Origin of the sequence: Pseudoxanthomonas winnipegensis (genome assembly GCF_004283755.1) — a bacterium.
In the GTDB taxonomy this organism is placed as follows: Bacteria; Pseudomonadota; Gammaproteobacteria; order Xanthomonadales; family Xanthomonadaceae; genus Pseudoxanthomonas_A; species Pseudoxanthomonas_A winnipegensis.
Genome location: NZ_SHMH01000001.1, coordinates 60,553 through 81,752, shown reverse-complemented (window position 1 = coordinate 81,752; position 21,200 = coordinate 60,553). Strand labels below are relative to the sequence as shown.

Here is a 21,200-nt window from a genome sequence, read left to right as displayed (position 1 = left end):
CGCGCACTCGCCGCAACCGGCGGGCCACCAACACGAGGAGTACGCAGATGGGCAAGGGTGATCGCAAAACCGCCAAGGGCAAGCGCTACAACGCCAGCTATGGCAATTCGCGCAAGCACGGCGCCGCCGTCGCCGCGCCGGTGACCGCCAAGTCGGTCGCCAAGTCGCCGGCCAAGAAGGCCGTGGCGAAGAAGACGGTGGCCAAGGCCGGCTGATCGCCGCCTTCCATCGCTCTGCAGACAGAAGCGCGGCGCCCCTTGGGCGCCGCGTTTTCTTTTGGGTTTTCGGCTGGCGTGCGAGGTCGGTGAAGCGGACTTCGCCGGCCAGCCTCGATCCGGTCGGGCGTGCCTCCTCGGCTAGGTCTACCGACACCGGGATGGGAAAGGACTGACGGCGCCGCATGCTTCGGTGGGAGCAACTGTCTCTCAGTTCAAGCCGCCGCCTTGTTGTAGAGCGGAGCTTGCTCCGCTGGGGCTTTTCCCATGAACCGAACGAAGAGCAGCGGAGCAAGCTCCGCTCTACAGGTGGGAGCCGCTAAGGCGGCGATGAGGCTTTACCGGGCAGTGGCCGCGCCTAGCGAGGCAGGAGCCGAGCGCCCGAGTCAGGGCAGGATGCCCTGATCGAGGGATAAGCGGCCACTGCCCGCCGGACCGCTGCCCCCTCCGAAGTCAGAACACGCGCACGCGCCAAGATCCCTTGATGCGCGAGAGCGGCTTCCTTCCTGCCTGCTTCAGCCGCTAAAGCCGCTGGCCGACGTCGATCCGGTTGCCATCCGGGTCGGCGAAGACGAAGCCGCGCAGCCCATAGTCCGCATCGCGCAGCGCCTTGATGATGCGCGTGTCGGCCTGCTGCAGATGCGCGTAGAGCCCGGCCGCGTCGTCGACCAGCAGATGCGCCAGATTGCGCCGGTCCGGCTTGTGCGTCCGGTCCAGCGAAAGATGCAGCTCCGCGGCGTCCTTCTTGAGGATCACGAAGCCCACCGGGCTGCCGTTCTCGAAGGTCTTGGCGAAGCCCAGGACGCCGACGTAGAACGCCAGCGCCCGCGCGATGTCGGCGACCGGCAGCGTCGGGGCGATCCGGCCGAAGGCGAAGGGGTGCGGGGATGAGGTCAGGGACATGCATTGAACTCCAGCTCGATCGCGCAGCGGCCAGGGGCGGGGCGGTGCCCGGGGGGCTGGCGTGCGCGCAGGAGCGGAGCGGTGTCCGCAGGCAGGCGCATGGTAGCGCGCCGCGCGTGGCGATCCATGGCCCGCCTGCGACATCGCCGGCAGGCGCGCCTGGTCAGTTGAACAGGCCGGCGCGCTGCGGCACGGGCGGCAGCGCGCCCTCCAGCTGCAGCAGGAACTGCTTGGTCGGCAGGCCGCCGCCGAAGCCGGTCAGCGCGCCGTCGGCGCCGATCACCCGATGGCAGGGCAGCACGATCGGCAGCGGGTTGCGGCCGTTGGCCGCGCCGACCGCGCGGCTGGCGCCGGGGCGACCGACGCGCTGGGCCAGCTGCGCGTAGCTCCAGGTGGCGCCGAAGGGGATCTGCGCCAGCGCCAGCCAGACCTGGCGCTGGAAGGCGGTGCCGTGCGGCGCCAGCGGCAGGTCGAAGGCCTGCAGGCGCCCGGCGAAATAGGCGTCGAGCTGGGCCTGGGCCTCGCGCAGCAGCGGATGATCGCCCTGTTCCCAGGCTTCCAGCCGCCTGACCGGGTGCCGGTTCTCCGGGAACTCGATGCCGTGCAGGCCGGCATCGCTGGCGGCCACGCGCAGCGGGCCGACCGGGCTGGGGAAGTGGCGTTCGAAGATGGTCATGGCAGGTCCTTGGCAGGGCGTTCGGGCGATCGGGGGGGCGTGGCCGGCATGGCGTCCTTCCACAGGTGCAGCACGGCGTAGCCGCGCCAGGGGCGCCAGGCCTGCGCATGCGCGGCCAGTGCGCGCGCGCTCAGGCGCATGCCGTCGTTGGGCAGGGCCCGCTGCAGCACCAGGTCCTCGGCCGGGAAGGCGTCGGGATGACCGAGCCCGCGCAGCGCGAGGTAGTGCGCGGTCCACGGGCCGATGCCGGGCAGGGCGACCCAGCGCGCGACGAAGTCGTCCAGCGGCGCGTCTGGGCGGAAGTCCACGCGCCCGTCCAGCACGGCCTGCGCCACCGTGCGCACGGTGGCCGCGCGCGCCTGGGTCAGGCCGATCGCGGTGAGATCGGCGTCGGCCAGCGCCTCGGGGGTGGGGAACAGATGCGTGTGGGCCTCGCTGCGCAGCGGCTCGGGCAGCGGCGCGCCGAAGGCCTGCGCCAGCCGGGCGGTGAAGGTGCGCGCGGCGGCCACGCTGACCTGCTGGCCGATCACCGCGCGCACCGCGATCTCGAAGCCATCCCAGCCGCTGGGGATGCGCAGGCCGGGCCTTCGCTCGAGCAGCGGCGCCAGGCGCGGGTCGTGGCCCAGCGCCGCGGCGATCGCCTGCGGATCGGCGTCCAGGTCGAACATGCGACGCAGCCGCGCGACCACGCCCAGCATCCGCGCCGGCGCGATCCGCTGCAGTTCCAGCCGCAGTGCGTGTTCGCCGCGGGGCCAGGCGCTGATACGCAGCCAGCCCGGGGATTCGATCGGGCCGACCACGCGCGCGTAGGAGATCGCATCGACATGCTCCACGCCCGGCAGCGCGCGCCCGCGCAGGAAGTCGAGCATCGCGCCGAAGTCGTACGGCGGGCGATAGCCCAGGCGCAGCACCAGGGTCTCGTTGGCCGCCGCCGGCACCTCGCGCTTGCGCAGCTCGCGCGGGGCCATGCGATAGGCCTCCTTGAACACGGTGTTGAAGCGCCGCAGGCTGCCGAAGCCGGCGGCCATGGCAACATCGGTGATCGGCAGGGCGGTCTCGGTCAGCAGCTGCTTGGCGAACAGCAGCCGGCGCGTGGCGTGCACGCCCAGCGGCGAGGTGCCCAGGCGATCGGCGAACAGCCGCCGCAGCTGGCGTTCGCTCAAGGCCAGGCGCTGCGCCAGCGCCGCCAGTGGGGCATCGGTCAGCAGGCCGGCGTCGATCAGCTTGAGCGCGCGCGCCACCGCGTCGTCGCCGCGGCGCCAGGCGCCGTGCTCGGGCGACAGCTCGGGGCGGCAGCGCAGGCAGGGGCGATAGCCGGCGGCCTCGGCCGCGGCGGCGGAGGGGAAGTAGCTGACGTTCTCGCGCCGCGGCGCCGGCGCCGGGCACACCGGGCGGCAATAGATGCCGGTGCTGGACACGGCGGTGAAGAACAGCCCGTCGAAGCGCGCATCGCGGCTCAGGCGGGCGCGTTCGCACAGGGCGGCATCGGGCAGGGGCGAGGACATGGCCGGCAGGCTAGCACCGGCCATGCGGCCCTACTGGCCGTTTTCGGACATCAATGCGCGGGCGGCTGCAGTCCTGCCTGCAGCGGCGCCAGCGTGCCGTCGTTGGGCTGGGGCGGCACCTGCAGCAGGCGCGCCAGCAGCGGATAAACATCGACGTTGTCGAACGCCGGAAGCACCACGCCGCGCCGGAACGCCGGGCCGTGGGCGATGAAGATGGCGCGCATCGATTCCAGTGCCGGGTCGTAGCCATGCGAGCCGCGGTCGTGGCCGAGCAGGCGGCGGCGCGCGGCCTGTTCGGCCGGCAGGGCGTCCCAGCCCTCGTCCATCTGGCACACGATCGGCGGGATGCGCGCGTTGCTGCCGTAGTGCCAGCGCGCCGGCAGTTCGCCCTTGCGCCAGCAGGTGTACGGCGGGTGGCGGCCGAGCAGGCGGGCTTCGACCGCCGCCTCGAAGCCCGGGTTGGGCTGCACGCCGACCACCTGGCCGACCGACACCACCACTGCCTCCTGCTTGCTGACCATGTCCTCCACCGCGATCACGTGCTCGGGGGCGACGGTGGCCATGCCGTGGTCGGAGACGATCACGATGTTGGTGCGCTCCAGCTGGCCGTGCGCCCTCAGCGTGTCCAGCAGCGCGCCCACGGCGGCGTCCACACGGCGCAGGGCCTCGCGCACCTGCGGCGAATCGGGGCCGTGGTTGTGGCCCTCCTCGTCCACGTCCTCCATGTACAGCGCGGCCAGCGCCGGCCGTGCCTGGACCGGTCCGGTCAGCCAGCCGGCCACATCGGCGGCGCGGGTGGCGGCCGGGATGGCGGTATCGAACAGGCGGTATTCGTTGGGGCGCACGCCGCCGATGGGCGCGCTGCTGCCGGGCCAGGCCCAGATCGCGGTCTTCAGGCCGTGCTGTTCGGCGGTGACCCAGATCGGCGTGGCCTCGCTCCACCAGCGCGCATCCCCGGTGGCCTGGGTGTCGGCGACCTTGAATTCGCCCAGGCCTGCCTCGCGCATGGAGTTGTGGATCACGCCGTGGTGGTCCGGGCGCTGGCCGGTGACCAGGGTGTAGTGGTTGGGGAAGGTCAGCGACGGATACGAGGGTGTCATCCACTGCGCGCGCACGCCGTCGCGCGCCAGCGCGTCCAGGTGCGGCGTGTCGCCCCGGCCCAGGTAACTGGCGCGCAGGGCGTCGATGGAGATCAGCAGGACCGGGTCGGGGGGCGCGGGCCGGGTCGGCGCGGAGGCGCAGGCCGACAGCAGCAACAGGCCGGCCAGCCACGCGGCCCGAAAAGCAGACGAAAACATGCGGGACACAGGCGATGAGGGCCTTCGAGCTTGGCAGAAAGCCATGACCGGCGCACGGCGGACCGGTGCCGCACGCCGATCCATCGGTGCGCGTGAAGGCGTCCGTGCACTTCTTTCACTCCTGCATTGCGCGCGCGGGTCTACACGGTCTGCGCCACATGTGTGGTGAGCTCGAGCGAGTACGCACGATGGACAAGAATCGCGTGGAAGGTGCCAAGCACCAGGTCAAGGGCGGCCTGAAGGAAGCCGCCGGCAAGCTGACCGGCAACAAGACCAAGGAAGCGGCCGGCAAGCTGGAGAAGAACGCCGGCAAGGTCCAGCAGGACGTGGGCAAGGCGGCAGACGCGGCCCGTCGCCCCAAGCACTGAGTGCGGGCAGGCCCGACGCGTCCGCCACGGGGCGATCACGCGTGCTGGCGTATCAGCTGACAGGCCGAGGCATTCGCTTCGGCCTGTTTGTCTTTGGCTCCCTGCCCAGGGCGTGGACGGGGGATCAAGGATCTCCGGAAGGTGCTTGGTCTCTTCAAGGCAGCGGTCGCGCATCGTTGCCCGGCAAGAGGTGCGCGCCTTCCTTCCACTGATCAACGGGATGTCAGATGCGTGCAGGGTGGCGGCGGCGGGGCAGGAGGATCTTGAGGCGGTTGCTGGCGCGTTGGCGGCAGCGCCACCGCGACGCGGTCCGCACCGCCACGCCCGAGCCGCCGCTGCGCGCCCAGCTGTTCAACGCCACCCAGATGGAACAGCTGGGCCGGCGCCTGTCCCAGCAGCACACGCTGCAGGCCGGGCAGGGCCCGGAGCGGATGCTGGCGCGGCTGGCCGAGAACGGCGCGGTGCTCGAGGGCGCGGTCCAGGCCCTGGACGCCTTCGCCCGCGACAAGCTGCCGATGGTCCCGGCCGGCGAATGGCTGCTGGACAACTACTACCTGATCGACGAGCAGGTGCGGCTGGCGCGGCGCCACCTGCCCAGCGGCTACAGCCGGGCGCTGCCGGCGCTGGCCAGCGGGCCGTCGGCCGGCCTGCCGCGGGTCTACGACCTGGCCATGCAGGCGGTGTCCCACGGCGATGGCCAGGTCGATGCCGAGACCCTGGAGCGCCTGGTCAAGGGCTACCAGCAGGAACAGGCGCTGAGCATCGGCGAGCTGTGGGCGGTGCCGATCATGCTGCGCCTGGCGGTGATCGAGAACCTGCGCCGCATCGCCGCGCGCATCACCCGCGACGTCGGCGATCACCGCCTGGCCCAGGCCTGGGCCAAGCGCATGGCTGAAGCCGCCCAGCGCGCGCCCAAGGACGTGGTGCTGGTGCTGGCCGACATGCTGCGCTCGCAGCCGCCGGTGCGCGGGGCCTTCGTGTCCGAACTGCTGCGCCACCTGCGCGGCGGCAACTTCGCCACGCACATGCCGATCGACTGGGTGGAGCAGTGGGTGGCCGAGAGCGGGCGCTCGCTGGAGGCCGTGGTCCAGCGCGAAAGCATTCGCCAGGCCGCGGCGCAGGCTTCGATCCGCAACAGCATCGGCAGCCTGCGCTTCATCACCAGCATGGACTGGCGCGGCTTCGTCGAGCGCTGCAGCGTGATCGAACACCTGCTGCGCCAGGACCCGGACGGCACCTATCCGGCCATGGACTTCGCCAGCCGCGACCAGTACCGGCGCGTGGTCGAGACCGTGGCCCGGCGCGCCGGGCGGCCGGAAGGCGAGATCGCGGCGATGGTGCTGGAACGCGCACGCGCGGCCGCGGCCGCGGCGCCGGAGGGCCACGGCCACGTCGGCTGGTGGCTGCTGGGCGACGGCGCGCGCGAGATCGCGCGCACGCTGGCCGGCCGCGGCTGGCGCCGGCTGCTGCCCGATGTGCGGCCGGTGCCGCTGCTGGCCTATGTCGGGCCGATCGCAGTGTTCGCCGCGCTGTTCGCCGCCGGCCTGCTGGCCAGCACCCTGGCCCCGTCCGTGCCGGCCTGGGGCTGGGTGGCCGGCGCGGCGGTGCTGGCGCTGCTGGCCTTCAGCGAGCTGGGCGTGGCGCTGGTCAACTGGACCGCGAGCAACCTGGCGACGCCGCATCCGCTGCCCAGCCTGGATTACCAGGCCGGCATCCCGGCGCAGGCGCGCACGCTGGTGATCGTGCCCTCGATGATCCCCGACACCGAGGCGGTCGATGAACTGGTCGATGCGCTGGAGGTGCGGTTCCTGGCCAATCGCGGGCCGCATCTGCACTTCGGCCTGCTGACCGACTTCGCCGATGCCGCGCAGGAACACCTGCCCCAGGATGCGGCCGTGCTGGCCCACGCCCAGGCGCGCATCGCCGCGCTCAACGCCCGCCATGGACAGGGCCGCGATGCGGCCGAAGGCGAGCTGTTCTACCTGTTCCACCGCCCGCGCCAGTGGAATCCGCACGAGGGCCGCTGGATGGGCCTGGAGCGCAAGCGCGGCAAGCTGGCCGCGCTCAACGCGCTGCTGTGCGAGGGCGACGCCGCGCCGTTCAGCTGCATCGTCGGGCGCACCGAGGTGCTGCGCGGGGTGCGCTATGTCATCACTCTGGATGCCGACACTCAGCTGCCGCTGGAATCGGCGCGCGCGCTGGTGGGCACCATGGCCCATCCGCTCAACCGGCCGGTGGTCGATCCGGACACGCGCACGGTGGTGCGCGGCTACGGCATCCTGCAGCCGGGCCTGGGCAGCGCGATGGCGCTGCGTTCGCGCTATGCGCGCATGTTCGGCAGCGAGGCGGGCATCGACCCGTATACGCGCACCATTTCCGATGTGTACCAGGACCTGTTCGCCGAGGGCTCGTTCGTCGGCAAGGGCATCTACGAGGTCGAGGCGTTCGAACAGGTGCTGGCCGGGCGCATGCCCGACAACGCCATCCTCAGCCACGACCTGCTGGAAGGCTGCTACGCGCGCGCCGGGCTGGTCAGCCAGGTGCGCCTGTACGAGGACTATCCCGAGCGCTATTTCGCCGATGCCAAGCGCCGCCAGCGCTGGGTGCGCGGCGACTGGCAGCTGCTGCCGTGGCTGCTGCCGCGCGTGCCGACCGCGCGCGGCTGGGAGCGCAGCCCGCTGTCCTGGCTCTCGCGCGGCAAGCTGGCCGACAACCTGCGCCGCAGCCTGGTGCCGATCGCCGCGCTGACCCTGCTGGTGGCCGGCTGGTGCGCGGTGCCCGCGCCGCTGGTGTGGACGCTGTGGCTGCTGTGCCCGTGGTGGCTGCCGCCGCTGCTGGCGGCGCTGCGCGATGCGCTGGCCGGCCCGGGCGAGCTGCCGCTGGATGCGCACCTGTCGCTGCTGCGCACGCGCACCCTGCGCGAGCTGCGCCGGGCGGCAGTGACCTTCGCCTGCCTGCCGCACCAGGCCGGCAGCAATGCGCTGGCGATCGTGCGCACGCTGTGGCGCCTGGCGGTTTCGCGCCGGCACCTGCTGCAGTGGAACGTCTCGCGCGATGTCGAGCGCAGCGTGCGCGGGCAGATGCCGGAAGTGGCGCTGATGTGGCCGGTGACGGTGTTCGCCGTGGTGGTGCTGGCGGCCGTGGCGCTGCTGCAGCCGTGGGCGCTGCCGGCGGCCGTGCCGTGCCTGGCGCTGTGGGCGGCCTCGCCCTGGCTGATGGGCTGGCTGGGCCGGCGCCCGCCGGCGGCCTCGACCCATCTGGACGGCGCGCAGCGCCGCTTCCTGGGCCAGCTGGCGCGGCGCACCTGGGCGTTCTTCGAGACCTGGGTCGGCCCACAGGAGCACTGGCTGCCGCCGGACAACCTGCAGGAACATCCGGCGCAGGTGCTGGCCCGGCGCACCTCGCCCACCAACATCGGCCTGTCGCTGCTGGCCAACCTCTCGGCCTGGGACATGGGCTATCTGCAGCTGCCCGGCGTGCTGACGCGCGTGCGCGGCGCGCTGGACACGCTGGGCCGGCTGGAACGCCATCGCGGCCACCTCTACAACTGGTACACCACCGACACGCTGCGTCCGCTGGCGCCGCGCTACGTGTCCACCGTGGACAGCGGCAACCTCACCGGCCATCTGCTGACCCTGCGCCAGGGCTTGCTGCAGCTGGCCGATGCGCCGCTGCTGGCGCCCAAGACCTTCGACGGCCTGGCCGACACCCTGGGCGCGCTGGAAGACGATGCCCAGCGCGCAGGTCTGGGCGAGGCGCTGGCCGCCCCGCTGCAGGCCTTCGCCGACACGCTGCGGCCGCTGCGCACCGATGAGCACGCATCTGCGCCGCAGGTCCGCACGCTGCTCGAACGCGCGCAGGCGCTGGACGCCGCCGCCACGCAGGCCGCCCTGCCGCGTGCGCCCATCGACTGGCCGGCGCGTCTGCTGGAGGCCTGCCAGTCCGCGCTGGCGATGCTGGAACAGGCCGGCCCCCTGCCGGCCGGCGAGCACGCCGTGCCGGCCACGTTGCGCGCGCTGGCCGATGCCGAGCCCGGCGGCCTCGCGGCGCGCCAGCTGGACGAGCTGGAAGCGCTGGCCGAACTGGCCGCGCGGCACGCCGAGCAGGACTATCGCTTCCTCTACGACCCGGCGCAGCGGATGCTGTCGATCGGCTACAACGTCGATGAGAGCCGCCTGGACGCGGGCTTCTACGACCTGCTGGCCTCCGAGGCGCGGCTGGGCTGCTTCGTGGCCATCGCCCAGGGCCAGCTGCCGCAGGAGAGCTGGTTCGCCCTGGGCCGGCTGCTGACCGAGGGCGGCGGCGAGCCGGTGCTGGTGTCCTGGAGCGGCTCGATGTTCGAGTACCTGATGCCGCAGCTGGTGATGCCCAGCTACCCCGGCTCGCTGCTCGACCAGACCGCGCACGGCGTGGTCCAGGCGCAGATCGAATACGGCCAGGCGCGGCAGATCCCCTGGGGCGTGTCCGAGTCCGGCTACAACGCCGTGGACGTGAACATGAACTACCAGTACCGCGCCTTCGGCGTGCCGGGACTGGGGCTCAAGCGCGGCCTGGCGCAGGACGCGGTGATCGCGCCCTACGCCACGGTGATGGCGCTGATGGTGCATCCGCCGGCGGCGCTGGAGAACCTGCAGGCGATGGCCGCGCAGGGCTTCTCCGGCGCGTTCGGCATGTACGAGGCGGTGGACTACACCGCCGAGCGCCTGCCGCGCGGCGAACGCCACGTGGTGATCCGCTCCTACATGGCCCATCACCAGGGCATGGCGCTGCTGTCGCTGGACCACCTGCTGGTCGAACAGCCGATGCAGAAGCGCTTCGCCGCCGACCCGGCACTGCGCGCGGCCCTGCTGCTGCTGCAGGAGCGCATGCCCGCCGCCGGCGTGGTGCCGGCGCACGAGTCCGAGGCGCCCAGCCCCGCCGACGGCGCAGCGGCCGCGGCCGGGCCGCAGCTGCGCATCCTGCGCGATCCCGACGGCCCGCGCCCGGAGGTGCAGCTGCTGTCCAACGGGCGCTACCACGCCATGCTCACCGTGGCCGGCGGCGGCTATACGCGCCTGGAAGGCACCGCGCTCACGCGCTGGCGCGAGGACCCCACGCGCGATGCCTACGGCAGCTTCTGCTATCTGCGCGATGCCGAATCGGGCGAGTACTGGTCGGCCGCGTATCAGCCCACCTGCGTGCGCACCCAGCACTTCGAGGCGATCTTCTCCCAGGCCAAGGCCGAGTTCCGCGTGCGCCACCGCGGCATCGACAGCCATCTGGAGATCGCCGTGTCGGCCGAGGACGACATCGAGCTGCGCCGCCTGCGGCTGAAGAACCGCGCGCGCCATCCGCGCACCGTCGAGGTCACCACCTATGCCGAGGTCGTGCTGCAGGCGCCGCGCGCCGACGAGGCGCACCCGGCCTTCGGCAATCTGTTCGTGCAGACCCGCATCCTGGCCGCCAAGCAGGCCATCGTCTGCCGGCGCCGCGCGCGCGAGGCCGGCGAGCGGCCGCCGCAGCTGCTGCATCTGGTGGCCGCGCACGACTGCGACATCGAACAGATCTCCTACGAGACCGACCGCGCCCGCTTCATCGGCCGCGGGCGCAGCGCGGCGCGGCCGCTGGCGATGGAGCGCCTGGCGCTGGACAACAGCGAAGGCTCGGTGCTCGACCCGATCGTCGCCATCCGCGTGCGCATCACCCTGCAGCCCGGCCAGCAGGCCGTGCTCGACCTGGTCACCGGCGTGGGCGAGGACGAGGCCGCCTGCGATGCGCTGATCGAAAAGTACCGCGACCGGCGCCTGGCCGACCGCGTGTTCGACCTGGCCTGGACCCACAGCCAGGTCGTGCACCGCCAGATCAACGCGCACGAGGCCGACGTACAGGTCTACGAGCGCCTGGCCGCGCTGGTGCTGCAGCCCGACCCGGTGCTGCGCGCCGACGCCGACACCCTGCGCCAGAACCGCCGCGCCCAGCCGGCGCTGTGGGCGCAGGCGATCTCCGGCGATCTGCCCATCGTGCTGCTGCAGGTCTCCGACGTGGACCACCTGCCGCTGGTCGAACAGGTCGTGCAGGCGCACCAGTACTGGCGCCTGAAGGGCCTGGAGACCGACCTGGTGATCTGGAACGAGAGCCAGGCCGGCTACCGCCAGCAGCTGCAGGAGCAGATCCTGGCGCTGCTGGCGCGCGACCAGCGCGCCGAGGTGCTGGAGCGGCGCGGCGGCATCTTCGTGCGCGCCGTGCAGCAGCTGGGCCAGGAAGACCGCGTGCTGCTGCTGTCGGTGGCACGCGTGGTGCTGACCGACCGCGCCGGCACCCTGGCCGAGCAGGTCGATCGCCTGCCGGTGCTGGAGCGTGAGCCGCCCGCGCCGCTGCCGGCGCAGCCGCCGCGACCGGCCGCCTGGCGGGCGGGCGAGGGCGCCGTGGCCGGGCTGCCGCCTGTGGTGCAGACCGATCCGGCCGACGAGGATCCCTGGCCGTTCGAGCCGCTGCAGGCCGGGCCGCTGCAGTTCGACAACGGCACCGGCGGCTTCAGCGCCGATGGCCGCGAGTACGTGATCACCGTGGCGCCCGGCCGGCCGACGCCGGCGCCGTGGTCCAACCTGCTGGCCAACCCGGTGCTGGGCGCGGTGGTGACCGAATCCGGCGCCGGCTATAGCTGGGGCGAGAACGCCCACGAATACCGCCTCACGCCCTGGGACAACGACCCGGTGTGCGACAGCAGCGGCGAGGCGTTCTACCTGCGCGACGAGGACAGCGGCCAGCTGTGGTCGCCCACGCCGCTGCCGTGCTCGGGCAGCGGCGCGTACCGGGTGCGCCATGGCTTCGGCTACAGCGTGTTCGAGCACGTCGAGGACGGCATCCACAGCGAGCTGTGGCTGTACGTGGATGCGGAGCTGGCGGTGAAGTACAGCGTGCTCAGGCTGCGCAACCTGTCCGGCCGCGCGCGCCGGCTCAGCGCCACCGGCTATGTCGAATGGGTGCTGGCCGACCTTCGCAGCCGCTCGCAGATGCATCTGATTACCGACGTGGACATCGCCAGCGGCGTGCTCACCGCGCGCAATCCGTTCAACGGCGATTTCGAGGGGTGCTGCGCGTTCTTCGATGTCGATGCCGGGGTCAATCCGGAAGACGGCACGCTGCTGCGCCAGTTCACCGCCGACCGGCTCGAGTTCCTGGGCCGCAACGGCAGCCTGGCCGCGCCGGCCGGACTGCGCCGCGAGGGGCTGTCCGGCCGTTTCGGCCCGGGGCTGGACGCCTGCGCCGCGCTGCAGGTGCCGATCGCGTTGGAAGCCGGCGGCAGCTTCGAGACCACCTTCCGGCTGGGCATGGCGGCCGATGTCGGCGCCACGCTCGAACTGGCCCGGCGCACCCGCGGCGCCGGCGCGGCGCACGATGCGCTGGACCGCGTGCGCATCCACTGGCGCGGCGTGCTGGGTGGCATCCGGGTCAACACGCCCGATCCGGCCTTCGACCTGCTGGTCAACGGCTGGCTGCTCTATCAGGTGATCGCCAGCCGCTACTTCGGCCGCAGCGGCTTCTACCAGTCCGGCGGCGCCTGGGGCTTCCGCGACCAGCTGCAGGACTGCATGGCCATGGTCCATGCCCTGCCGCAGGTCGCGCGCGAACACCTGCTGCGCGCGGCCGCCCAGCAGTTCCCGCAGGGCGATGCCATGCACTGGTGGCATCCGCCGACCGGACGCGGCGTGCGCACGCGCTGCTCGGACGACTACCTGTGGCTGCCGCTGGCGACCTGTCGCTATCTGGACGTCACCCAGGACTGGGGCGTGCTGGAGGCGCGCGCGCGCTTCGTCGAGGGCCGCCTGGTCAACGACGACGAGGAGTCCTACTACGACCTGCCGGTGGTCTCGGCCGGCGATGCCAGCCTGTACGAGCACTGCGTGCTGGCGCTGCGCCGCGGCTGTCGCCTGCTCGGCGAGCGTGGCCTGCCGCTGATGGGCACCGGCGACTGGAACGACGGCATGAACAAGGTCGGCGAGCACGGTCGCGGCGAGAGCGTGTGGCTGGGCTTCTTCCTGATCCACGTGCTCAAGGCCTTCGTCCCGGTGGCGCGGCGGCGCGGGGAGAGCGCGTTCGCGGACTGGTGCCAGGCGCAGGCCGACACGCTGGCCGCGCGCATCGAGGAGCACGCCTGGGATGGCGGCTGGTACCGGCGCGCGTGGTTCGACGACGGCACGCCGCTGGGCTCGGCGCAGGCGCAGGAATGCCGGATCGATTCGATCTCGCAGAGCTGGGCGGTGCTGTCCGGTGCCGGCCAGGCCCAGCGCGTGCAGCAGGCGATGGCCGCGCTGGACACGCATCTGGTCAAGCCTGAGGCGGGCATCATCCAGCTGCTGGATCCGCCGTTCGACCGCCACGGCCCGGACCCGGGCTATATCCGCGGCTACGTGCCTGGCGTGCGCGAGAACGGCGGCCAGTACACCCATGCCGCGGTGTGGACGGTGATGGCCTTCGCCGAGCTGGGTCAGGTCGAACGCGCCTGGCAGCTGCTGGAGATGATCAACCCCATCCACCATGCGCGCGATGCGCAAGGCGTGGCGCGCTACCGGGTCGAACCCTATGTGATGGCCGCCGACGTCTACGCCGTGGGCGACCACGCCGGCAGCGGCGGCTGGACCTGGTACACCGGCTCGGCCGGCTGGATGTACCGGCTGCTGCTCGAATCGCTGCTGGGCCTGCGCCGCGAGGGTCAGATGCTGACGCTGGAACCGCGCGTGCCGGCCGGCTGGGAGGCCTTCAGCCTGCAATACGCCGCTGGCCAGGCCACCTACGCCATCACGGTGCGTTACGGGGAGGCGGCCGCACCGTCGTTGTCGGTGGACGGCGTGCGCCAGCCGGGCAACCGTTTCGCGCTGCACGACGACGGCGCGGTCCACCAGGTGCAGATCAATCTGCCGGGAGGTTCGTCATGACCCTGACACGCCAGGCGCTGGACGCCGCACTGGATCGGCTGGAACGCGACGTGGCCGAGTGGGTCACGCATCTGCGCGAGCCGCGCATCTTCCGCAAGCAGTTCGATGCGCTGTGCGCGGACATCGTGTCCCAGGCGGCGCCTGAGGATGCGGAACACGCGCAGGGCCGCATCCGCGTCATCCTTGCCCGCCACGCGCCGGGAAGCGAACGCCAGGCCTGATGGCCCGCGCCGTCGGGCTCAGGCCGGATCCATCACCCGGATCTCGACCTGATCCTCCACCCGCACGACCTGGCCGGCGCGGATCTTGGCGGTCTTGCGCAGCTCCTGAGCGCCATCGACGCTGACCACGCCGCTGGCGACCACCTGCTTGCCCATGCCGCCGCTGTCGACCAGGCCGCACAGCTTGAGCAGGATGTGGAGTTCGACGTATTCGTCGTCGAGATCGAATTCGAGGATCTGCATGCGCGCAGTCTAGGGCCCGAGCGGGGACGGATGACAGGCCCCGCCCCGGGCCGCGGCGCTCATTCGCGTTCGAAGGCGTGCAGCTCGTCCAGGGTGCGCCGGGCGTCGCGCAGGCTGCGCGGCGCGTCGTTCCCCTCGCCCAGGCGGGCGTCGCGGCGGCGCAGATACGCCAGGGTCGCGATCAGGCCGATCGCGCCGACGGCGGCGTTGACCCAGACGAAGGCCGGCGCGGTGACGAACAGGTCCGCGCCCAGATTGGCCTTCACCTCCAGGACGAAGATGGCGATCCACAGGAACCACCACGGCAGTCCCAGCCACCGGTTGGACAGGCTCTGCAGCCGCATCAGGCCCAGGGCGCGTCGCTGGATGTCCAGCACCGGCGCGGCGTAGTCGATCTTCGAGATCCGGCTCAGCGTCAGGCCGGCCAGCACCAGGGTCAGCACGCCATAGGCCAGCATGAGCACGCTGCAGGCCAGCAGGTGCGGCGTGGCCAGGTGCTTGAGGCCGGTGGTGATGCCGAAGTAGATCAGCGCATCGCCGAACAGGATCTGCGCGATCTTGCCCGCATACATCCAGCGCATGTTGCCGCGCACCCGGTCCAGCCCGCGTTCGCGCAGCAGCTGCCGGGCCAGCGTGTCGGACTGTTCGATGCGGCGGCCCAGGGTTTGCCAGGCGGCCTTGAGTTCGTCGGGTTCCATGATGTGGTCCATGTGAGAAGTCCAGGGTAGGGAGGGCGGCAGTGGTCAGAGTTCGGCGCGGATGCGCTGCTTGAGCCGCGCGATCTTGGTGGTGACATTGGTCTGGGTCAGGCCCAGGATCTCGGCGATCTCGCGCGTGGGGCGGTCTTCCAGGTACAGCACCAGCAGGGCGCGCTCCAGCGGCGGCTGGCGGGCCATGAAGTCGCGCAGCAAACGCAGCTGCTGGTCGCGTTCGGGATCGGCCGCGTTGGGATCGGCCAGGTCGTGCAGGTCCTCGTCCATCGGCAAGGCGTGGCGCTGGCGCAGCGCGTGGCCGCGCACTTGCGAGATCGCCACGTTCAGCGCGATGCGGTACATCCAGGTCGAGAACGGGCGGTCGCCGTCGTAGCGTGGAAACGCGCGCCACAGCTGCGCGGCGATCTCCTGCGCCAGCTCGGCGCGGTCCTCGGGGTGGAAGGCATAGCTGGCCGCGACCTTGAGCACGATGCCGCGATGGGCCTCCAGCAGGGACTGGAAGCGCGTCTGGGCAGCGGGGTCAGGCGCGGTGGCCGAGGGCATGGCGAGGTCGTCCATGGAATAAGGGGGCAGTGTGCGTCGATGCCAGGGTGATTCGCGCCGACGCGCCGCTTGTCACAGCCGGCCTTGCGCCAGATCAATGCGGCGCGCACCGATCCCGCTAGGATGCGAGCCATTCTCATCTTGGCAGGTGCGCACATGCGGTTCGACGTGGTCATTGGTGGCGCGGGCCCGGTCGGGCTGTGCCTGGCGCGCGCGCTGGCCGCGCAGGGGCGCCGCGTCGCGGTGGTCGATCGCCAGCCGCGCGCGGCGCTGGAAGCGCCCGCCTTCGACGGCCGCGAGATCGCCCTGACCCATGCCTCGCGGCAGCTGCTGGAGGCGCTGTCGGTCTGGCCGCGGTTGGACGCGCAGAAGATCTCGCCGCTGCGCCAGGCGCGGGTGCAGGACGGCGTGTCGCCGTTCGCCCTGGACATCGGCGGCGGGGAAGGCCAGGGCGCGCCGCTGGGCTGGCTGGTGGCCAACCACCGCCTGCGGCAGGCGGCATTCGAGGCCGCGCTGACGCACCCGGGCGTGACCCTGCTCGACGGCGCCGGCGTGGCCAGCCTGCGCCGCCACCCCGACCGGGTCGAGGCCACGCTGGACGACGGTCTGGTCCTGCAGGCCGACCTGCTGGTGGCCGCGGACGGGCGCCTGTCCGCGCTGCGCCGGCAGCTGGGCGTCGGCGCCGAGCTGCACGAGCTGGGCCGCAGCATGCTGGTCTGCCACGTCGCCCACGCGCAGCCGCACCACGGCGTGGCGCTGGAGTGGTTCGCCTACGGGGCGACGGTGGCGCTGCTGCCGCTGACCGGCGCGGTGTCCTCGCTGGTGCTGACCCTGAGCCCGCAGCGCGCCGCGGCGATGCTGCAGCTGGACGAGACCGCCTTCTCGGCCGAGGTCTCGCGCCTGTGCGAAGGCCGCCTGGGCGCGATGCGCCTGGCCAGCACGCGCCATGTCTATCCACTCGTGTCCAGCTACGCCCGGCGCCTGGCCGGGGCCCGCTTCGCCCTGGCCGGCGATGCGGCGGTGGGCATGCACCCGGTGACCGCGCACGGCTTCAACTTCGGCCTGGGCGGGGTGGGGCGCCTGGCCGATGCGCTGGACGGCCACGCGGATGCGGGCGATCCGGCGCCGCTGCATGCCTACGCCCGCGCCCACCGGCGCGCGACCTGGCCGCTGTACGCGGCCACCCAGCTGGTGGCGCGGCTGTACGCGGACGAGCGCCCGGGCGCGCGCCTGCTGCGCGGCGGCGCGCTGCGCCTGGCCGCGGCGGTGCCGCCCTTCCGGCATGCCTTGCAGCACCATTTGCAGCACTAATTCGCCGGTCCGGCGCCGCGGACCCTGCCGGGTGGGTCAGGGCCCGAATCCGGCGGAAAGCGCCATTCAAAGCGCGTCGGGCCGCCAGGGCGCACAATAGGCGGCCGTTACGCGTCTTCAAGCGAGCTGCATCATGTCTTCCGAAACTGCCGCACCCGCGGTGCCGTTCTCCGCCCTTGGCCTGTCCGCGCCGGTCCAGGCCGCCCTGGTCGCCGTCGGCTACGAGTCGCCTTCGCCCATCCAGGCCGCCACCATTCCGGCGATGCTGGCCGGGCGCGATGTGCTGGGCACCGCGCAGACCGGCACCGGCAAGACCGCGGCGTTCGCCCTGCCGGTGCTGTCCAACCTGGACCTGTCGGCCGGCAAGCCGCAGGTGCTGGTGCTGGCGCCCACGCGCGAGCTGGCCATCCAGGTGGCCGAGGCGTTCCAGAAGTACGCGGCCAAGATCCCCGGCTTCCACGTCTTGCCCATCTACGGCGGGCAGAGCTACTACCCGCAGCTGCAGGCGCTCAAGCGCGGCGTGCACGTGGTGGTGGGCACGCCGGGCCGGGTGATCGATCACCTGGAGCGCGGCTCGCTGGACCTGTCCGGCCTGACCACGCTGGTGCTGGACGAGGCCGACGAGATGCTGCGCATGGGCTTCATCGACGATGTCGAGACCGTGCTGCAGAAGACGCCGCCCACCCGCCAGGTGGCGCTGTTCTCGGCGACCATGCCGGCGCAGATCCGCCGCATCGCCCAGACCTATCTCAACGATCCGGCCGAAGTCACCATCGCGTCCAAGACCACTACGTCGGCCAACATCAGCCAGCGTTACTGGTTCGTCTCGGGCCTGCACAAGCTCGACGCGCTGACCCGCATCCTGGAGGCCGAGACCTTCGATGCGATGATCATCTTCGCCCGCACCAAGGCCGGCACCGAGGAACTGGCCGAGAAGCTGCAGGCCCGCGGCCTGGCCGCCGCCGCGATCAACGGCGACATGCAGCAGGCGCAGCGCGAAAAGACCATCGCCCAGCTCAAGGACGGCAAGCTGGACATCCTGGTGGCCACCGACGTGGCCGCGCGCGGGCTGGACGTGGAGCGCATCAGCCACGTGCTGAACTACGACATCCCCTACGACACCGAGAGCTACGTCCATCGCATCGGCCGCACCGGCCGCGCCGGGCGCAGCGGCGAGGCGATCCTGTTCGTGACCCCGCGCGAGAAGTCGATGCTGCGCGCGATCGAGCGCGCCACGCGCCAGCCGATCACCGAGATGCAGCTGCCCACGGTCGAGGCGGTCAACGACCGCCGCGTGGCGCGGTTCCTGGCGCGCATCACCGATACGCTGGCTACCGGCGAGGCGGGCGAGTACCGCGCGCTGATCGAGACCTACGAGCGCGAGCACAACGTGCCGGCGGTGGACATCGCCGCGGCGCTGGCGCGGCTGCTGCAGGGCGACACGCCGCTGCTGCTGTCGGCCGACCGCGCGCCGCGCGGCGAGCGACCCGAGCGCGCCGCGCGTCCGGAGCGCAGCGAGCGCTACGAGCGTGCGCCGCGCCCCGAGCGCGCTGAACGCGGCGAGCGTCCGCCGCGTTTCGAGCCGGGCGAGCGGAGCGAACGCGCGCGCCCGGAGCGCCCGGCGCCTGCATCCTTCGACGAGGCATCGGCCGAACGCCCGCGGCGCGCGCCGGCCGGCGAGGCCGAGGTCGGCATGGAGCGTTACCGCATCCAGGTCGGCCACGCCCATGGCGTCAAGCCGGCCAACATCGTCGGCGCCATCGCCAACGAGGCCGGGCTGGAGAGCCGCTACATCGGCCGCATCGACATCCAGGACGAGTATTCGATCCTGGATCTGCCCGAGGGCATGCCGCGCGAGACCCTGACCCACCTGAAGAAGGTCTGGGTGTCGGGCCAGCAGCTGAAAATCCACAAGGTCGGTGAGGACGCCGGCGACGAGGCCCCGCGCGGCTTCCGCCCGGCCTCGGCCCGCCCCGGCGCCGGCAAGCCACGCCCGGGCGGCAAGCCCGGCTTCAAGCCGGCGGCCAAGCCGCACCGCAAGGGCCCGCCGAAGGACTGAGCTTCGCCCCGCCCTTGCGCGCAGCGCTGGGGAGATCGAAATCGCGGCTAGCGATTGAGGGGGAGGGATGCTTTTGCCCCTCGCGCGATGTTTGGGCTCAAGCAACAGCAAGAGCAACCGCAACAGCTGACCCCTCCCCAACCCTCCCCTGCGCTACGCGCAAGGGAGGGGGCGGATCACGCGGTCTGACGCGACGCTGCCAACGCCAACGCCAACGCCAACGCCAATCCCGAATCCCGAATCCCGAATCCCGAATCCCCAACCGCCTCCATGACCGACACCTTCCCCCCCACCCCCACCCGCCTCAACAAGCACATCGCCGAGACCGGCTTCTGCTCGCGGCGCGAGGCCGATCGGCTGATCGGGGAGCGGCGGGTGACGGTCAACGGGCATCCGGCCGGTGCGGGCGCGGTGGTGGGGCCGGAGGACGTGGTCCTGGTCGATGGCCAGCCCCTGCGCGCGCGGACGGTGTCCAAGTCGAGCGGGCGGCGCCACGTCTATATCGCGCTGAACAAGCCGGTCGGCATCACCTGCACCACCGAGGCCAGCGTCAAGGGCAACATCGTCGACTTCGTCGGCCACGAGCAGCGCATCTTCCCGATCGGGCGGCTGGACAAGGACTCCGAAGGGCTGATCCTGATGACCAGCAACGGCGACATCGTCAACCAGATCCTGCGCGCCGAGAATCGCCACGAGAAGGAGTACCTGGTCGAGGTCAACAAGCCGGTGACCGAGGAGTTCCTGCGCGCCATGGCCAAGGGCGTGCGCATCCACGACCAGATGACGCTGCCGTGCCGCACCGGGCGCATCGCCAAGTTCGGCTTCCGCATCGTGCTCACCCAGGGGCTGAACCGGCAGATCCGGCTGATGGCCGCCGCCTTCGGCTATCGCGTCACCCAGCTGCGCCGGGTGCGGATCGACAACGTCAAGCTGGGCCCGCTCAAGCCGGGCCGCTGGCGCAATCTCACCGACGCCGAGCTGCGCGGCCTGCTGCCCGATCTGACGCAGTGGTGACCCGCGGCCCTTGAGGGGGCCGCGACGAAGCGCTTGGCAGGCAGGCCAGGTGCTGGCACGCCGCAGCTGCAACCGCGTGATAGCCGCAACCAAGTCACGCTGTTGCCTCAACGCCGTCGGCCGCGCTCAACTCGTCGTTCCCGCGAAGGCGTGAACCCAGCGACTTTCGCGCATGGCATCCTGCCGCCGGGTCTGCGGCCTGCGCGGAAAAACGATGGGTTCCATCGCGCTTCTCCGACGCGCCGCCCTCAGTCGGCCACGCTCTTGGCTTCGGCGGTGACCAGCAGCTCGGGATGCGCGCCTGGGCTGCGCCGGGCCACCACCGGGTGGGCGAAGACCGCGACCAGGATGATCGCCACGCCGCCGTAGAACATCGGCGTGAGTTCGCGCTGCTCGCCCAGCAGCACGATGGCCAGGAGGATCGCGTAGACCGGCTCCAGGTTGGTCGCCAGTTGCATGCCGTAGGCGCTGACCTGGCGCAGGGCCACCAGCGCCAGGGCGAAGGGCAGCAGCGTGCAGACCAGCGACAGCACCACCAGCAGCGCCGCATCGTGCAGGCTGGGCAGGACCAGTAGCGCGCCGCCGAAGCCGGGCACCAGCGCCATCAGCGGCGCCAGCGCGGTCAGCAGCACGGTGCCGGCGCCCAGCTCCAGGGCGGTGACGGTCAGCGGTTCGCCGCCTTCCACCATGCGCTTGTTGAGCGAGCCGAACACCGCCACCAGCAGCGCCGACAGCGCACCGACCGCGATGCCGGCGCGCATCTCGTGCGGCACGCCGCCGACCACCATCGCCACGCCGGGCAGGGTGGCGATGCCGAAGAACAGCTCGCGCGCATCGAACGGCCGGCGCGTCACCCATGGCTCGATCATCGCGGTGAACGCCGGCGCCAGCGCGATGCAGGTCGCCGCGACCGAGGCATTGGCCAGCTTGATCGCGCCGTAGAAGGTCAGCCAGTGCAGTGCCACCAGCGCGCCGATGCCGGCATAGGCCCAGCGCCGCCGCACCGGCATCGCGCGCAGGCCGCGCCAGACTGTCGGCAACAGGGCCAGGGCGAGCACCACCAGCAGCATGCGCCACCACACCAGGGGCAGCGCGGGCAGGGTGATGAGCTTGCCGAGGATGGCGGTGAATCCCCACAACAGCACGCACAGGTGCACTTGCAGGTGGGCCTTGCGGAGGACGGACATGGGCATGGCCGCAATTATCGCCGCGCCGC

At 72.0% G+C, this 21,200-nt stretch carries 15 protein-coding genes; 7 read left to right on the top strand and 8 right to left on the bottom strand.

Annotated features, from left to right (window positions below):
- The first annotated feature begins 47 nt into the window (after window positions 1-47).
- Window positions 48-215, top strand: coding sequence for a 30S ribosomal protein THX (locus EAT51_RS00385; RefSeq protein WP_130516098.1), 168 nt, complete (start codon window positions 48-50; stop codon window positions 213-215).
- Between the two features lie 522 nt (window positions 216-737).
- Here EAT51_RS00385 and EAT51_RS00380 read toward each other — a convergent pair.
- The 4 genes from EAT51_RS00380 to EAT51_RS00365 all read right to left on the bottom strand — a co-directional run bounded on the left by EAT51_RS00380 (window position 738) and on the right by EAT51_RS00365 (window position 4,597).
- On the bottom strand, window positions 738-1,118 hold the full coding sequence (locus EAT51_RS00380) for a VOC family protein (protein ID WP_130561144.1): 381 nt from the start codon (window positions 1,116-1,118) through the stop codon (window positions 738-740).
- 163 nt (window positions 1,119-1,281) lie between these two features.
- Window positions 1,282-1,794 carry a methylated-DNA--[protein]-cysteine S-methyltransferase gene (locus EAT51_RS00375; RefSeq protein WP_130561143.1) on the bottom strand — a complete coding sequence of 171 codons (513 nt, stop codon included), beginning with the start codon at window positions 1,792-1,794 and terminating at the stop codon, window positions 1,282-1,284.
- Window positions 1,791-3,299 carry a DNA-3-methyladenine glycosylase 2 family protein gene (locus EAT51_RS00370; RefSeq protein ID WP_130561299.1) on the bottom strand — a complete coding sequence of 503 codons (1,509 nt, stop codon included), beginning with the start codon at window positions 3,297-3,299 and terminating at the stop codon, window positions 1,791-1,793. Before EAT51_RS00370 ends, EAT51_RS00375 begins: the two co-directional genes overlap by 4 nt.
- A 50-nt stretch (window positions 3,300-3,349) precedes the next feature.
- Window positions 3,350-4,597, bottom strand: coding sequence for an alkaline phosphatase family protein (locus tag EAT51_RS00365; protein WP_130561142.1), 1,248 nt, complete (start codon window positions 4,595-4,597; stop codon window positions 3,350-3,352).
- Between the two features lie 188 nt (window positions 4,598-4,785).
- On the opposite strand from EAT51_RS00365, the gene EAT51_RS00360 reads away from it, so the two are divergent.
- From EAT51_RS00360 to EAT51_RS00350, 3 genes are all read left to right on the top strand, one after another.
- Window positions 4,786-4,965, top strand: coding sequence for a CsbD family protein (locus EAT51_RS00360; protein ID WP_130519816.1), 180 nt, complete (start codon window positions 4,786-4,788; stop codon window positions 4,963-4,965).
- Between the two features lie 263 nt (window positions 4,966-5,228).
- Window positions 5,229-13,880 carry a glycoside hydrolase family 94 protein gene (locus EAT51_RS00355; RefSeq protein ID WP_323052875.1) on the top strand — a complete coding sequence of 2,884 codons (8,652 nt, stop codon included), beginning with the start codon at window positions 5,229-5,231 and terminating at the stop codon, window positions 13,878-13,880.
- Entirely contained in the window at window positions 13,877-14,101 is a 225-nt protein-coding gene (locus EAT51_RS00350) for a hypothetical protein (RefSeq protein ID WP_130553908.1), read from the top strand. Before EAT51_RS00355 ends, EAT51_RS00350 begins: the two co-directional genes overlap by 4 nt.
- 18 nt (window positions 14,102-14,119) lie before the next feature.
- Here the strand turns inward: EAT51_RS00350 and EAT51_RS00345 are convergent, their stop codons facing one another.
- The 3 genes from EAT51_RS00345 to EAT51_RS00335 are packed head-to-tail and all read right to left on the bottom strand — an operon-like array spanning window position 14,120 to window position 15,615.
- Window positions 14,120-14,344, bottom strand: a complete 225-nt coding sequence (locus tag EAT51_RS00345) for an RNA-binding S4 domain-containing protein (protein WP_130561140.1) — start codon at window positions 14,342-14,344, stop codon at window positions 14,120-14,122.
- 59 nt (window positions 14,345-14,403) lie between these two features.
- Window positions 14,404-15,042 carry a hypothetical protein gene (locus tag EAT51_RS00340; RefSeq protein ID WP_130561139.1) on the bottom strand — a complete coding sequence of 213 codons (639 nt, stop codon included), beginning with the start codon at window positions 15,040-15,042 and terminating at the stop codon, window positions 14,404-14,406.
- Window positions 15,043-15,087: 45 nt separating this feature from the next.
- Window positions 15,088-15,615 carry an RNA polymerase sigma factor gene (locus EAT51_RS00335; RefSeq protein ID WP_130553905.1) on the bottom strand — a complete coding sequence of 176 codons (528 nt, stop codon included), beginning with the start codon at window positions 15,613-15,615 and terminating at the stop codon, window positions 15,088-15,090.
- 141 nt (window positions 15,616-15,756) lie between these two features.
- Here EAT51_RS00335 and ubiM point away from each other — a divergent pair, with 141 nt between their 5' ends.
- The 3 genes from ubiM to EAT51_RS00315 all read left to right on the top strand — a co-directional run bounded on the left by ubiM (window position 15,757) and on the right by EAT51_RS00315 (window position 19,984).
- Window positions 15,757-16,911: a 5-demethoxyubiquinol-8 5-hydroxylase UbiM gene (gene ubiM / locus EAT51_RS00330; protein ID WP_130553904.1), complete on the top strand. Its 1,155-nt coding sequence runs from the start codon at window positions 15,757-15,759 to the stop codon at window positions 16,909-16,911.
- 133 nt (window positions 16,912-17,044) lie between these two features.
- Window positions 17,045-18,970: a DEAD/DEAH box helicase gene (locus EAT51_RS00325; protein ID WP_130561138.1), complete on the top strand. Its 1,926-nt coding sequence runs from the start codon at window positions 17,045-17,047 to the stop codon at window positions 18,968-18,970.
- 270 nt (window positions 18,971-19,240) lie between these two features.
- Complete coding sequence (locus EAT51_RS00315; protein ID WP_130561137.1) at window positions 19,241-19,984, top strand: pseudouridine synthase; 744 nt, start codon at window positions 19,241-19,243, stop codon at window positions 19,982-19,984.
- Between the two features lie 248 nt (window positions 19,985-20,232).
- Here EAT51_RS00315 and EAT51_RS00310 read toward each other — a convergent pair whose 3' ends face one another.
- Window positions 20,233-21,177, bottom strand: coding sequence for a DMT family transporter (locus EAT51_RS00310; protein WP_130519831.1), 945 nt, complete (start codon window positions 21,175-21,177; stop codon window positions 20,233-20,235).
- Window positions 21,178-21,200 lie beyond the last annotated feature (23 nt).